The sequence below is a fragment of the Citrobacter sp. RHB21-C05 genome, assembly GCF_013889015.1.
Lineage (GTDB): Bacteria > Pseudomonadota > Gammaproteobacteria > Enterobacterales > Enterobacteriaceae > Citrobacter_A > Citrobacter_A sedlakii.
In genome coordinates, this window is the sequence record NZ_CP057611.1 from 4,270,209 (window position 1) to 4,283,405 (window position 13,197).

Sequence of the window (13,197 nt, forward strand, 5' to 3'; positions counted from 1 at the left end):
TCATTCCTGGCAAGCCATCATTTCTATTAAGCAGTGGCGTTCAATTTCCCGGTATTATTTTGGACAAACCAAAAAAGGTCGACTTAATCGCGCGTTATTAACGGTCTATTCCGACAAGACGCCCCGATGCTTTTACTTCCGCTGAACACCTTTACCCACACGCAAAGCATGGTTAAAAAGCAAACAAAAAATCCTCGCCCTGGCTGGAAAATAAGCTCATTAACGTGATATAGTTCACAAAAATTATGAAACAGAAACAACGTTTCATTCGTGTTAATGTGAATGCCTGTCGATAGCCAGAGTGTTACACGCCCGTGAAAACGCCGCGCTGTCCGGGCACCTGCTTTTCAGAGGAAATGTTTCATGGCAACCCTAACCACTGGCGTGGTGCTTCTCCGCTGGCCACTGCTGAGCGCCGTGCTGATGTTTTTAGCCAGTACGCTGAATATCCGTTTTCGTAAATCCGACTATATTGGCCTGGCTGTTATCAGCAGCGGTCTGGGCGTTATCGCCGCCTGCTGGTTTGCCACCGGGCTGCTCGGCATCACCCTGATGGATATCTCCGCCATCTGGAAAAACATCGAATCCGTTATGGTCGAAGTGATGAGCCACACCCCGCCCGAATGGCCGATGGTATTGACCTGATTCCCGGCCCCGCGTTTGCAATCCCGACGGGGGCCTGGTCAGTCCATTACCGCCCCCGCATTCCGTATTCATGCCGCTGGCAAATGGGACACTGTGTGTCGTCTGCGACAAACGTGGCGAACACCCGGCGACAGTCCCGGCAGACCTTACGCGTAAACGGATAGTGCTGTGGCTGACTCTCGCCCACGCTGTGCCTGGTCGTAATCGCTTTTGTCGGGCAAACTACCGCGCAGTTATTGCACCCCGTACAACGTGACATCTCTGCGCGTAACGCCCGTTCGCCAATCTGAATCGCCTTCTCCTGACAAACCCGTTCACACGCTCCGCAGAGTACGCAACTGGCGATATCAAGCTGTAGCGCATAGTCCTGCATGTGCGACATACGGCTTCGGCGCAAACGCGGCGACGGGTTCACGCTCGCGGTCTGCACCTTCTCTTCGCTGACGTGCAGTAAATGACGTCGCGCCACGTTCACGCGCTTCGCGGACGGCGGAATCACTTGCCAGAGTGGTTCCCCCAGCGCCCTAAGGCGAATATTTAACGCCGCCACGGCAAGCGCCCACGTGGGATATGCATCGATGTCGATTTCCAGTCCGCGAATCTGATACTGAAGATGCCACATCAGCAGTTCTTCTACACTCGCCGCCTGGGCGGTAAACGGAGCCACCAGCGTTTGCTGACGGTAAGAACGCCGGGCGGTTGGCAGATCTTCCAGCGCATCGACAGGACAAACAAACGTACAATGACCGCATCGAATGCAGCGATCATTGTCCAGCGTAACCGTAGAGGCAGAAAACGAAATGGCCTGCGCCGGACAGGCTTGACGGCAGGCGTCACAGGTATGTTGAGGAAAACGCTTACGTACGCAGGAGGCGCCCACACCCGGCGGTGTGGGCGTTTTCATCAGGGTAAAAAGGGCCATTAAAGAATGCTGAAGAACATAAAGCGCAGCAGCGCCTCAGCCACAACCAGCCCCAACCCGCCCAGCAGCATCGCCGTGCGACACGAGCGCCATGCGCCAATGGCGAACAGCAAGGACCCCAGTACGGAAAGTCCCCAGGCAACGTTTCTTAGCCCTGTCAGTTGGTGAAACGCGACCAGCGGCTGATGCGGCAGCGTGACCACCTCGTTCAGGCTTGCGGATGCCAGAAAGTTGACATAGTCCGGCTGCACCAGCAGACGAATGGCGGTGATCGCCACCACCAGCACCGCGGCCATCCGCAGAAGCCGTGTGATACCCGGCAGCAGGCCGTTGCCGATCGCCGCACCCAGAATGCCCGCCGCGCCAAAGAACATGACCCAGGTATTGATATGCTGCCAGGTCACGACCGACGAATGGACATAAATTGCGCCCATGCAGTAGATATCCACCAGTCCGGCCAGGGTCGCTAGCGCCAGCAGGAGGCGCGAAGGCTGTTTTTTCAACATCACCAGCAGCGTTGCCAGGCCCAGAATCGCCAGATAGAGGCTGGCAAAGACGATCTCCCGGCTCAGCCATGAACTTTCCACATGGCGCAGCGCATTAAACGCATTCAGCGGGTAACCGAGGTGCAGCGTCGAGGCGATCAGCCCCAGTCCGCCCATCACGCAGGAAACCAGCATCGCCGGCAGCAGCGACCGCTTCTCGCCCGTCGCCAGGGCAATAAACAGCGTCAGCCCTACGGAGCCCTGCACCAGCAGGGTGAAAATCAGCAACGGTAACTCATGCATGGCGTTTACCTCCCTTCTCTGCGCCCTGGTGCGGTTTGATCACTAAATTCGGATGGGTAATGGAGGAGTCTGGCAGCCCCTGCACATCGCAAACATCGCCGTATTTAGCGCGCAGTTCGTCAATCGGACCGAACTTAATCGCCTCCAGAGGACAGGTCGCCACGCACACCGGCTGCTCGCCTTTTACCAGCAGGTCGATGCACATATCGCATTTCGACATCTGTCCGGCCTCGGTGTCCATCTGCGGCGCGCCGTAGGGACATGACCAGGCGCAATAGCCGCAGCCGACGCATTTATCGGTATTGACCCGCACAATGCCGTCGCCTGGACGTTTGTGCATCGCCGTGGTCGGGCAGTTCTTAGTGCAAATCGGGTCGGCACAGTGGTTGCACGAGATCGACATCGTGTACGCGTAAACGTTGTTCGCCACGCCGCCCTGTCCGGTGGCGATAAACCCTCCGCCATTGACTTCATACACCCGACGAAAACGGCGTCCCACTTCCAGATTATGGCGATCTTTGCATGCCACCTGACACGCCTTACAGCCGGAGCAGCGCGACGTATCGATAAAGAAACCAAGCTGTTTGTCGCTAACGGGCGGATACTCTTTAAATTGACTCATGCTTTAACGACCTCCACCAGCATGGTTTGATGTGAATTCCCTTTTGCAAGAGGCGTAATACGCGTTGAGCTCAGCACGTTCGGACAACCGCCATGATCGACGCCCTCTGCGTCAGGTTGCCACCACGCGCCGGCCTGCATCGCCACCACGCCGGGAATAATGCGCGGCGTGACCTCAGCGGGCACCTGGCAAATACCACGGTTGTTGTGGATGCGCACGGTGTCGCCGTGGGCAATGCCGCGTTTTTGTGCATCAACCGGGTTAATCCACAGCTTCTGTTCCTGCACTTCCTGCAGCCACGGGTTCGCGTACTGGGTAGAGTTCGCGCGGTTTTTGCCTTTCCAGGTGATCATCTGTAGAGGGAAGGATTTCGTTAGCGCGTCCTGTGGCCCCTCGTGTGCGGGCACGTAGTGCGAAAGCGCCGGAATTTCCGGATGCTGCATGTCGTAGAGACGCTTCGAGAAGATCTCAATTTTACCCGACGGCGTTGGGAACGGATGGTTTTGCGGATCGCGGATGTTGTCCTCGAAAGCCACATACGGCTTGCTCTTGAACAGATGGCGACGCTTCACCTGTAATTCAGCAAAGTCCGGCAACTGCTGTTCCGGCATTGACAGCCGCGTCTGTTCCCAGATGTGCTCAATCCACTCTTTCTCACTGCGCCCCTCGCTGAACGCGGGTTCCACGCCGAGCTTCGCCGCCACTTCGCGGATCCAGTCATAGTCGGAGCGACGCTCAAAGTCGGGTTCCACCAGTTTTTCCGACAGCACCAGGTAGTTTGCCGTTCCCCACGTTTCGCCAATGTTCCAGCGCTCCATAAAGCTGGTTTCCGGCAGCAGAACGTCGGCATATTTCGCGCTCGGCGTCATATACAAATCGCTGACCACGATGAACTCGATTTTCGACTCGTCGGCGAGGATCTTTGCCGCCTGATTAACGTCCGGGTTCTGGTTCACCAGATAGTTGCCCGCCAGCGAAAAGAGAATGCGGATGTTGCTCTTAAGCTGCTCTGCATCCTTCAGCCCTTGTTCCGGGGTCACCTTGCTGGCATCGTCCGCCGCCTGCACCCAGTTCATGATCGAGATTTTCTCTTTCACCGGGTTTTCCGGCATTTCCGGACCGGTGGTAAACAGGCGATTGCCGCAACCGCCGTAGCCCGCCGCCCAGCCACCTTTAACGCCAACGTTGCCGGTAATGGTCGCCAGCAGAGTGGAACCGCGCGCGGTACGTTCGCCGCAGATATGACGCTGTGGGCCCCAGCCCTGAATCAGCGCCGCCGGCTTGGTGGTGGCATAGTCGCGCGCCAACTGGCGGATGGTCTGCGCAGGCACATGGGTGATTTTTTCCGCCCACTCCGGCGTTTTAGGTACGCCGTCTTTATCGCCCATCAGGTAAGCGACCAGCGACTCGTTCGCCGGAACGCCTTCCGGCATGGACGCTTCATCAAAGCCGAGCGTATAGCGTTCAATAAACGCTTTATCATGCAGGTTTTCGCTGATGATGACGTACATCATCGCGTCCATCAGCGCGTTATCGGTGGTCGGAAGCAGGGGGACCCATTGATCGGCCAGCGATGAAACGGTGTCGGAATAACGCGGGTCCACGACAATAAAACGCGTGCCGTTCTGCTTCATCCGCTGGAAATAGTGGTTGGTATGACCAAAAATGGTTTCTGTCGGGTTATGCCCCCACAGTATCACCAGCGGTGTATTTTCCAGCGTATCCAGCGAGTTGCCGCTGGCGGCGACGCCGTAGGTATAGGGGGTGGCGGCAACCGTATTGCCAAGACTCACCGAATGGTAATATTCCAGATAGCCGCCGGTTTGATTTAACAAGCGACGAATCATTTTATCGCCGGAAAAAGTTCCGCCGCTGGTCGCGGTGTTATTATGAACAAAGCGAGAAGCCGGGCCATATTTTTCGGTAATACGTTGTAAATTATCCGCAATAAGTGTGACGGCTTCCGCCCAAGAAATACGTTCAAACTTTCCTTCACCGCGTTTTCCCACGCGTTTCATTGGGTATTTCAGACGGTCGGGATGATAAACAAATTTACGATAACCCCGTCCGCGCACGCAGGCGCGCATAATGGGCATATCCGGATCTAATTCATTATCGGGACGGGTGGTGATTTGCGTCACCACGCCATCGCTAACGTGGGCGCGGATATCGCACTTTCCGCCACAGTCGAAGGTGCTACAGGTAGGTACTACACGCTCTGTCGGGGTATCTACCGACGCGTCGGCGTGTCCGGTCTCTGCGGCTTTTGCCTGTTCCGACAAAATAAAAGGCAGCGTGACTAACGCTGCGCTCGCTTTTAACATGCCCCGCCGGGAGACATTCAGAGAGGGCGTATCCTCTCTTATTTCGTGATCTTGCATTTCATCCCCTCAAAAAGCGTATCATCAGGGGTAATTCATTTTGGGTATTTGATTTTTATCAACCGAAATAAATAGCCATGGTGTTTTTGAAGACTTTTTATAATAATAAGAAGCATTCCCAAATATTTTTACTTTCTCTTTAACTCATTATTCACGAAATAATTGCTTTCCCAACACTTACTCAAAAAAGGGAAAAAAAGCACAACCTCCCGGTGTGAAAAAAAATCGTCCACAAATTTGAAGTGAGAACTATTCTCATATTAATGGGCGCCAGGAAAAATTAACTGTCGAAACGATTGGCTAAGTCTACTCCTGTTCATTGCGCACCTTATGCGCCTGAGCACCACGACGGGTTAACGTCCGGGCGGGCGCGCAAAGTGCGGTTGGCCTTTGACACCAACGAGATGGCAGGTTACGTCGATTGTTCTGTGGGATGAACCCACAACCCGCCTCGACTCAATGAGCAGGTAGTATTGATGGACATTCAGGCAAGCGGGAAAAACGGTGGCGCAAGGAGACGCCGCCCACGTAATGCAACCTCGTGTTTTATAGCAAATATGTAATATTCATACTGAAATACCTCCTGAACCTGTTTTTGGAAAACCACTGTGTATTTTCCGTTAACGACACGTGGTCTGATTAATTACCAGACCGCGTATAGGATAATTATTAAAACTGCATAAGAATCTGCCTAATGTCATTATTATTCAGGTTTTAAAAGTTATGTAAGGAAGACTATTTTTATTCCTTTTAACCCAGATATTTTACGAAAGCATAGGTTGAAATACCGCTGACAACCGCAATTGCTATCGCAAAAATAATCAATACAATCAACCTCTTGCCATTATAAATATCAAAAATACACCCTCCTTTCTAAAATTTACAAAAGCCATTAAGACACTGAGCAACATGAATAATTCGCTAACAATGGCAACGATAAAATAATATTTAGCGAAACGCTATTGATTAATATCAAAAACCGGAACACATTATTCCAATAGCATGCTCTGGCTTTTTAAATATTATAATTTTTATACTTCGAGGAATTTTACATTGACCAGAATGCCGAACAGCAATCGTCTCCATTCTGCGCCATGCGCTGGAAAAAAACCGTACCAGCTTTCTGTGGATGAGGTCTTAAACAACCTGCAGAGCCAGTCAAGTGGACTGACTCAAAACGAAGCCAGCGCCCGTCTCGCCAGAGACGGCGCTAACGCCCTGCCGGAAAAAGCCGGTAAACCCGCCTGGCTGCGCTTTCTGACCCATTTTCATGATGTATTAATTTACGTGCTGATAGCCGCCGCGGCCCTGACGGCCATTATGGGTCATTGGGTCGATACCGCCGTCATTCTTGGCGTGGCGGTCATCAACGCCCTGATTGGGCACGTTCAGGAAAACAACGCCGAGAAATCGCTAAAAGGCATTCGCAATATGCTTTCCAGCGCCGCCGTGGTGATTCGCAACGGTCAGCATGAAACGGCGCCGACCACCGAACTGGTCGTCGGCGATATTGTGGTGTTACGCGCGGGGGATCGTATCCCCGCCGACCTGCGTGTCATGGAAGCGCATAATCTGCGGGTGGAAGAAGCCATCCTGACCGGTGAATCCACCGTGGTCGATAAGACGGCGGAAGCGCTGGAAGGGGAGCTGCCGCTCGGCGATCGTAAAAACCTGCTGTTTTCCGGCACCACCCTCAGCGCAGGCGCCGGACTTGGCGTGGTCATTGCCACCGGCGAAGCCACAGAGCTGGGCCACATCAATCAGATGATGACCGCCATCGAGAAGCATCGTACGCCGCTGCTGGTACAGATGGATAAGCTCGGCAAAGCGATCTTCTCTCTGATTCTTGCCATGATGGTTGGGCTGTTTATTTTCAGCCTGCTGCTGCGCGATATGCCAATGGGCGAACTGCTGCTGTCGCTCATTAGCCTTGCTGTCGCGGCGGTTCCGGAAGGCCTGCCCGCCATTATTTCTATCATCCTGTCGCTCGGCATCCAGACGATGGCCCGCAAACGCGCCATTATCCGTAAGCTGCCAACGGTCGAAACGCTGGGCGCCATGTCGGTGATTTGTTCCGATAAAACGGGCACCCTGACGATGAACGAGATGACGGTGAAAGCCATCATTACGGCAGATAAAAACTATCGCGTACAGGGTAACAGCTACGAACCCACGGGCGAGATCCTCGTTGAGAACGACGCCACGACGGCGGAAATGCGTCCGGGTAGTGTGCTGGAAACCTACCTGCGCACGATCGATCTGTGTAATGACAGCCAACTGATGCGGAACGAGCAGGGGCACTGGGGCATTACCGGCGGGCCAACCGAGGGCGCGCTAAAAGTGTTGGCCGCAAAAGCGAACCTGCCCGCCATCGATACAGAACTGCGCAGCAAGATTCCGTTCGACTCGCAGTACAAATATATGGCGACCCATTTCCGTATCGGCCAGGACGAGCGCGTGCTGGTGACCGGCGCGCCGGACGTTCTGTTTAAACTCTGTCAGCAGCAGCAAACCGCCACCGGAACAGAAGCTTTTACTCAGGCACACTGGGAAGCAGAAATCGCCCGCTATGCCAAAGAGGGGCTGCGCATGGTCGCCGCCGCCTGGAAACCCACGCGTGCCGATGCCGGTACGCTAACGCATGACTGCCTGAGCGATGGGCTGATCTTCCTCGGCATTGCCGGAATGATGGATCCACCGCGCCCGGAAGCGATTGATGCGATCGGCGCCTGCCAGCAGGCTGGGATCCGCGTCAAGATGATCACCGGCGATCATCCGCAAACGGCCATGAGCATTGGCGGTATGCTCGGGATTCATAACAGCGCCCACGCGGTGACTGGCTATGAGCTGGAGCAGATGGACGACACCGCGCTCGCTGAAGCCGCTGTGACGTACGATATTTTTGCCCGCACCAGTCCGGAACATAAGCTGCGCCTGGTGAAAGCGCTGCAAAATAAAGGCGAAATTGTTGGCATGACGGGCGATGGCGTGAACGATGCCCCAGCCCTTAAGCAGGCTGACGTTGGCATCGCGATGGGGATCAAAGGCACCGAAGTGACCAAAGAGGCCGCTGACATGGTGCTGACGGACGACAATTTCGCCACCATTGCCAGCGCGGTGCAGGAGGGGCGCCGCGTCTACGACAATCTGAAGAAAACGATCCTGTTTATTATGCCAACCAACCTCGCGCAGGGATTGTTGATTATTGTCGCGCTGCTGGCCGGAAACCTGATGCCCCTGACGCCGGTACTGATTCTGTGGATGAACATGGCGACGTCCGCTACGCTGTCGTTCGGCCTGGCGTTCGAAGCCGGAGAGCGCAATATTATGCGCCGCCCGCCACGCCGGCCCCACGAAAACGTGATGGATGGTTTTGCTATCTGGCGCGTCGGCTTTGTCGGCACGCTGATTGCCGCCAGCGCCTTTATGCTGGAAGCCTGGCTTCAGCCGCGCGGCCATAGCCCGGAGTTTATTCGAACCGTACTGCTGCAGACGCTGGTCACGGCGCAGTGGGTCTATATGCTGAACTGCCGCGTATCGGACGGTTTCTCGCTGGGGCGTGGGTTACTGATGAACAAAGGCATCTGGCTGGTGAGCGGCATTCTGCTTCTGCTACAGCTGGCTATTATCTATGTGCCTTTCCTGCAAATGATGTTTGGTACCGAAGCACTGCCGCTGCGCTACTGGGGTATCACGTTGGCCATTGGCGTCGCGCTGTTCCTGATTGTTGAAATCGAGAAACCGCTGACCCGCAAATTCCGCCGGACGGCGTAATCAGAATAACGTAAAGGCCTCCATTTTCGGAGGCCTTTACGCTGGAATGCCTGATGGCACGCTTAGAACGGAATGTCGTCGTCAAAGTCCATTGGCGGTTCGTTAGACGGTGCCGGTGCAGACTGCTGCTGCGGACGAGACTGTGCGCCGCCGCTGAACTGGTTGCCGCCCTGAGGCTGCTGCGGCTGACCCCAACCGCCCTGCTGCTGCTGACCGCCTGCCGGCGCGCCGCCGCCCTGACGGCCACCCAGCATTTGCATGGTGCCGCCCACGTTAACCACAACTTCCGTGGTGTATTTGTCCTGACCGGACTGATCGGTCCATTTACGGGTACGCAGTTGACCTTCGATGTATACCTGAGAGCCTTTACGCAGATATTCGCTGGCCACTTCCGCCAACTTACCGAACAGCACCACACGGTGCCATTCAGTCTGCTCTTTCATTTCACCGGTCTGTTTATCACGCCAGGATTCGGAAGTAGCCAGCGTAATGTTGGCAACTGCGCCACCATTCGGCATGTAGCGTACTTCCGGGTCCTGGCCCAGATTACCCACGAGAATAACCTTATTTACGCCTCTGCTGGCCATGATCGAGTCTCCTGAAAAACGTTTCTTAATAAGTGTAAACGCGCGATTGTAGCATTACCAATGGCGGTTTTACCACGTTGTGACGCTGATTCCGCGAAACAACCTTAGCCGGACATTGTTACACACTACACTGCGTTTTGCATTCCAATACTGTATATCCATTCAGGTTATATTGTGTCATAATTAACCGTTTGTGATCGCCGGTCGCACCATGCATGCAGCCGGGCAAAAAGCGTTTAATCCGGGAAAGGTGAATGGATAAGATCGAAGTTCGGGGCGCCCGCACCCATAATCTCAAAAACATCAACCTCGTTATCCCTCGCGACAAACTGATTGTCGTGACCGGGCTTTCGGGGTCTGGCAAATCCTCGCTTGCTTTCGACACGCTGTATGCCGAAGGGCAGCGTCGTTACGTAGAATCCCTTTCCGCCTATGCGCGTCAGTTTCTGTCGCTAATGGAAAAGCCGGATGTCGATCACATTGAGGGGCTGTCTCCGGCTATCTCAATTGAACAAAAATCGACGTCACATAACCCGCGTTCCACGGTCGGCACCATTACTGAGATCCACGACTACCTGCGTCTGCTGTTCGCCCGCGTCGGCGAACCGCGCTGTCCGGATCACGACGTGCCGCTGGCGGCGCAGACGGTGAGTCAGATGGTCGACAACGTGCTCTCACAGCCGGAAGGCAAGCGCCTGATGCTGCTGGCGCCGGTGATTAAAGAGCGTAAAGGCGAGCACACTAAAACGCTGGAAAACCTGGCAAGTCAGGGGTATATCCGTGCCCGTATCGACGGTGAAGTGTGCGATCTCTCCGATCCGCCGAAGCTGGAACTGCAAAAGAAACACACCATTGAGGTGGTGATTGATCGCTTCAAAGTGCGTGACGATCTCAGCACCCGTCTGGCGGAGTCGTTTGAAACCGCGCTGGAACTTTCCGGCGGTACGGCAGTGGTTGCCGATATGGACGACCCGAAAGCGGAAGAGCTGCTTTTCTCGGCGAACTTCGCCTGCCCGATCTGCGGCTACAGCATGCGCGAGCTGGAACCGCGCCTGTTTTCGTTCAACAACCCGGCGGGCGCGTGTCCGACCTGTGACGGCCTCGGCGTACAGCAATATTTCGACCCGGACCGCGTGATCCAGAATCCGGACCTGTCGCTGGCTGGCGGCGCAATCCGCGGCTGGGATCGCCGTAACTTCTACTACTTTCAGATGTTGAAATCGCTGGCGGAGCACTACAAGTTCGACGTAGACGCGCCGTGGGGAAGCCTCGACGCCAGCGTGCACAAAGTGGTGCTGTACGGTTCCGGCAAAGAGAACATTGAATTTAAATACATGAACGATCGCGGCGACACCTCGGTGCGTCGCCATCCGTTCGAAGGCGTGCTGCACAATATGGAGCGGCGTTATAAAGAGACGGAATCCAGCGCGGTACGCGAAGAGTTAGCCAAGTTTATCAGCAACCGTCCGTGCGCCAGCTGCGAAGGGACACGTCTGCGTCGCGAAGCGCGCCACGTCTTTGTTGAAAATACGCCGCTGCCGACCATTTCCGATATGAGCATCGGTCATGCGATGGACTTCTTTAATAATCTCAAACTGTCCGGCCAGCGAGCGAAAATCGCCGAGAAAGTACTGAAAGAGATTGGCGATCGCCTCAAATTCCTGGTGAACGTCGGTCTGAACTACCTCACGCTTTCCCGCTCAGCCGAAACGCTTTCCGGCGGCGAAGCGCAGCGCATTCGTCTGGCAAGCCAGATTGGCGCGGGGCTGGTCGGCGTCATGTATGTCCTTGATGAGCCGTCCATCGGTCTTCATCAGCGCGATAACGAGCGTCTGCTGGGCACACTGATTCATCTGCGTAATCTCGGGAATACGGTCATTGTGGTGGAGCACGACGAAGACGCGATTCGCGCCGCCGACCACGTGATCGACATCGGTCCGGGTGCGGGCGTCCATGGCGGTGAAGTAGTTGCCGAAGGTCCGCTGGAAGCGATTATGGCGGTGCCGGAATCGCTGACCGGGCAGTACATGAGCGGCAAACGGAAAATCGACGTGCCGAAACAGCGCGTTCCGGCGAATCCGGAAAAAGTGCTGAAGCTGACCGGCGCGCGCGGTAACAACCTGAAAGACGTGACGTTGACGTTGCCGGTGGGACTGTTCACCTGCATTACCGGGGTGTCCGGCTCCGGTAAGTCGACCCTGATCAACGATACCCTGTTCCCGATCGCCCAGCGTGCGCTGAACGGCGCGACGATCGCCGAACCTGCGCCCTTTCGCGACGTTCAGGGGCTGGAGCATTTTGACAAGGTTATCGACATCGACCAAAGCCCGATCGGGCGCACGCCGCGTTCTAACCCGGCGACCTATACTGGCGTGTTTACGCCGGTTCGCGAACTGTTTGCCGGTGTGCCGGAAGCGCGTTCTCGCGGCTATACGCCGGGACGTTTTAGCTTCAACGTTCGCGGCGGGCGCTGCGAAGCCTGTCAGGGCGACGGCGTCATTAAAGTTGAGATGCACTTTCTGCCGGATATTTATGTCCCGTGCGACCAGTGCAAAGGCAAGCGCTATAACCGCGAGACGCTGGAGATAAAGTACAAGGGCAAAACCATCCATGAAGTGTTGGACATGACCATTGAAGAAGCGCGCGAGTTCTTTGATGCCGTACCGGCGCTGGCGCGTAAGCTGCAAACCCTGATGGACGTGGGGTTGACCTACATCCGTCTCGGCCAGTCGGCGACCACCCTCTCCGGCGGCGAGGCCCAGCGCGTGAAGCTGGCGCGCGAACTGTCGAAGCGCGGCACCGGCCAGACGCTGTATATTCTGGATGAGCCGACCACCGGTCTGCACTTTGCCGATATCCAGCAACTGCTGGACGTACTGCACCAGTTACGCGATCAGGGCAACACCATCGTGGTGATTGAGCATAACCTCGACGTAATCAAAACCGCGGACTGGATTGTTGATCTCGGTCCTGAAGGCGGGAGCGGCGGCGGGGAAATCCTCGTCTCCGGTACGCCGGAAACGGTGGCGGAATGTCAAGCGTCCCACACCGCCCGCTTCCTCAAGCCGATGTTGTAAAACGAAAAACGCCGTTCATTGTCAGAAGAACGGCGTTTTTATTTATGACTGTACCAGCAGCTTACGTTTTTCTTCCGGCAGCGTGTTCACCGCCTGCTGATACGACGCATCCACCAGATAGTAAATCTGCGAGTCCGGCAGCGAACCGTCAAGGTATACGGTGCTCCAGTGCGCTTTGTTGAGATGCCGGCTCGGGCGCACATCGCTGTGCTGCTGGCGCAATAATTCCGCCAGTTCGGGGCTGGTTTTCAGAGATACTGCCGGGCGTTCTTCCACCTCTTTCACCATGGCAAACAGCACATCTTCAACTTTAATCTGGGTGGCTTTCCAGTCGCTGTGCACGCTCTGTTCTGCGCCAGGTTTTGCCATGCAGTATTGCAGTAACTCTGAGTTAGTCATCT

The 13,197-nt window shown here is 55.4% G+C and carries 9 protein-coding genes; 3 read left to right on the top strand and 6 right to left on the bottom strand.

All coding sequences use genetic code 11. The annotated features are described in order from the left end of the window. Positions 1-363 precede the first annotated feature (363 nt). On the top strand, positions 364-645 hold the full coding sequence (locus HVX72_RS20345) for a YjcB family protein (protein WP_042291177.1): 282 nt from the start codon (positions 364-366) through the stop codon (positions 643-645). A 46-nt stretch (positions 646-691) separates the two neighbouring features. Here HVX72_RS20345 and HVX72_RS20350 read toward each other — a convergent pair whose 3' ends face one another. Genes HVX72_RS20350 through HVX72_RS20365 form a run of 4 tightly spaced genes read right to left on the bottom strand, consistent with a single transcriptional unit; the run spans position 692 to position 5,358 of the window. Further along, complete coding sequence (locus tag HVX72_RS20350) at positions 692-1,567, bottom strand: 4Fe-4S binding protein (RefSeq protein ID WP_181822179.1); 876 nt, start codon at positions 1,565-1,567, stop codon at positions 692-694. Further along, entirely contained in the window at positions 1,567-2,355 is a 789-nt protein-coding gene (locus HVX72_RS20355; protein ID WP_060570397.1) for a DmsC/YnfH family molybdoenzyme membrane anchor subunit, read from the bottom strand. Before HVX72_RS20355 ends, HVX72_RS20350 begins: the two co-directional genes overlap by 1 nt. Next, positions 2,348-2,977, bottom strand: a complete 630-nt coding sequence (locus HVX72_RS20360) for a DMSO/selenate family reductase complex B subunit (protein ID WP_060570398.1) — start codon at positions 2,975-2,977, stop codon at positions 2,348-2,350. Before HVX72_RS20360 ends, HVX72_RS20355 begins: the two co-directional genes overlap by 8 nt. Then, entirely contained in the window at positions 2,974-5,358 is a 2,385-nt protein-coding gene (locus tag HVX72_RS20365) for a DMSO/selenate family reductase complex A subunit (protein WP_181822180.1), read from the bottom strand. Before HVX72_RS20365 ends, HVX72_RS20360 begins: the two co-directional genes overlap by 4 nt. 1,062 nt (positions 5,359-6,420) lie before the next feature. Between HVX72_RS20365 and HVX72_RS20370 the strand changes: the two genes are divergently transcribed. Then, the gene (locus tag HVX72_RS20370; RefSeq protein ID WP_181823305.1) at positions 6,421-9,132 is read left to right on the top strand and encodes a cation-transporting P-type ATPase; all 2,712 of its coding nucleotides are present in this window, start codon (positions 6,421-6,423) and stop codon (positions 9,130-9,132) included. Between the two features lie 62 nt (positions 9,133-9,194). On the opposite strand, the gene ssb1 is transcribed toward HVX72_RS20370, so the two are convergent. Further along, the gene (ssb1, locus tag HVX72_RS20375; protein WP_042291190.1) at positions 9,195-9,719 is read right to left on the bottom strand and encodes a single-stranded DNA-binding protein SSB1; all 525 of its coding nucleotides are present in this window, start codon (positions 9,717-9,719) and stop codon (positions 9,195-9,197) included. A gap of 254 nt (positions 9,720-9,973) precedes the next feature. On the opposite strand from ssb1, the gene uvrA reads away from it, so the two are divergent. Beyond that, a complete protein-coding gene (gene uvrA / locus HVX72_RS20380; RefSeq protein WP_181822181.1) occupies positions 9,974-12,796 on the top strand; it encodes an excinuclease ABC subunit UvrA in 2,823 nt (940 codons plus the stop codon). Positions 12,797-12,838: 42 nt separating this feature from the next. Here the strand turns inward: uvrA and HVX72_RS20385 are convergent, their stop codons facing one another. Beyond that, positions 12,839-13,195, bottom strand: a complete 357-nt coding sequence (locus HVX72_RS20385; protein ID WP_042291198.1) for an MmcQ/YjbR family DNA-binding protein — start codon at positions 13,193-13,195, stop codon at positions 12,839-12,841. Positions 13,196-13,197 lie beyond the last annotated feature (2 nt).

What these genes read in the sequence shown, in the direction of transcription:
- HVX72_RS20345 (WP_042291177.1), top strand. Translation starts at nt 364, where the DNA reads ATGGCAACCCTAACCACTGGCGTGGTGCTTCTCCGCTGGCCACTGCTG.
- HVX72_RS20360 (WP_060570398.1), bottom strand. Translation starts at nt 2,977, where the DNA reads ATGAGTCAATTTAAAGAGTATCCGCCCGTTAGCGACAAACAGCTTGGT.
- HVX72_RS20350 (WP_181822179.1), bottom strand. Translation starts at nt 1,567, where the DNA reads ATGGCCCTTTTTACCCTGATGAAAACGCCCACACCGCCGGGTGTGGGC.
- HVX72_RS20385 (WP_042291198.1), bottom strand. Translation starts at nt 13,195, where the DNA reads ATGACTAACTCAGAGTTACTGCAATACTGCATGGCAAAACCTGGCGCA.
- HVX72_RS20365 (WP_181822180.1), bottom strand. Translation starts at nt 5,358, where the DNA reads ATGCAAGATCACGAAATAAGAGAGGATACGCCCTCTCTGAATGTCTCC.
- uvrA (WP_181822181.1), top strand. Translation starts at nt 9,974, where the DNA reads ATGGATAAGATCGAAGTTCGGGGCGCCCGCACCCATAATCTCAAAAAC.
- HVX72_RS20370 (WP_181823305.1), top strand. Translation starts at nt 6,421, where the DNA reads ATGCCGAACAGCAATCGTCTCCATTCTGCGCCATGCGCTGGAAAAAAA.
- ssb1 (WP_042291190.1), bottom strand. Translation starts at nt 9,719, where the DNA reads ATGGCCAGCAGAGGCGTAAATAAGGTTATTCTCGTGGGTAATCTGGGC.
- HVX72_RS20355 (WP_060570397.1), bottom strand. Translation starts at nt 2,355, where the DNA reads ATGCATGAGTTACCGTTGCTGATTTTCACCCTGCTGGTGCAGGGCTCC.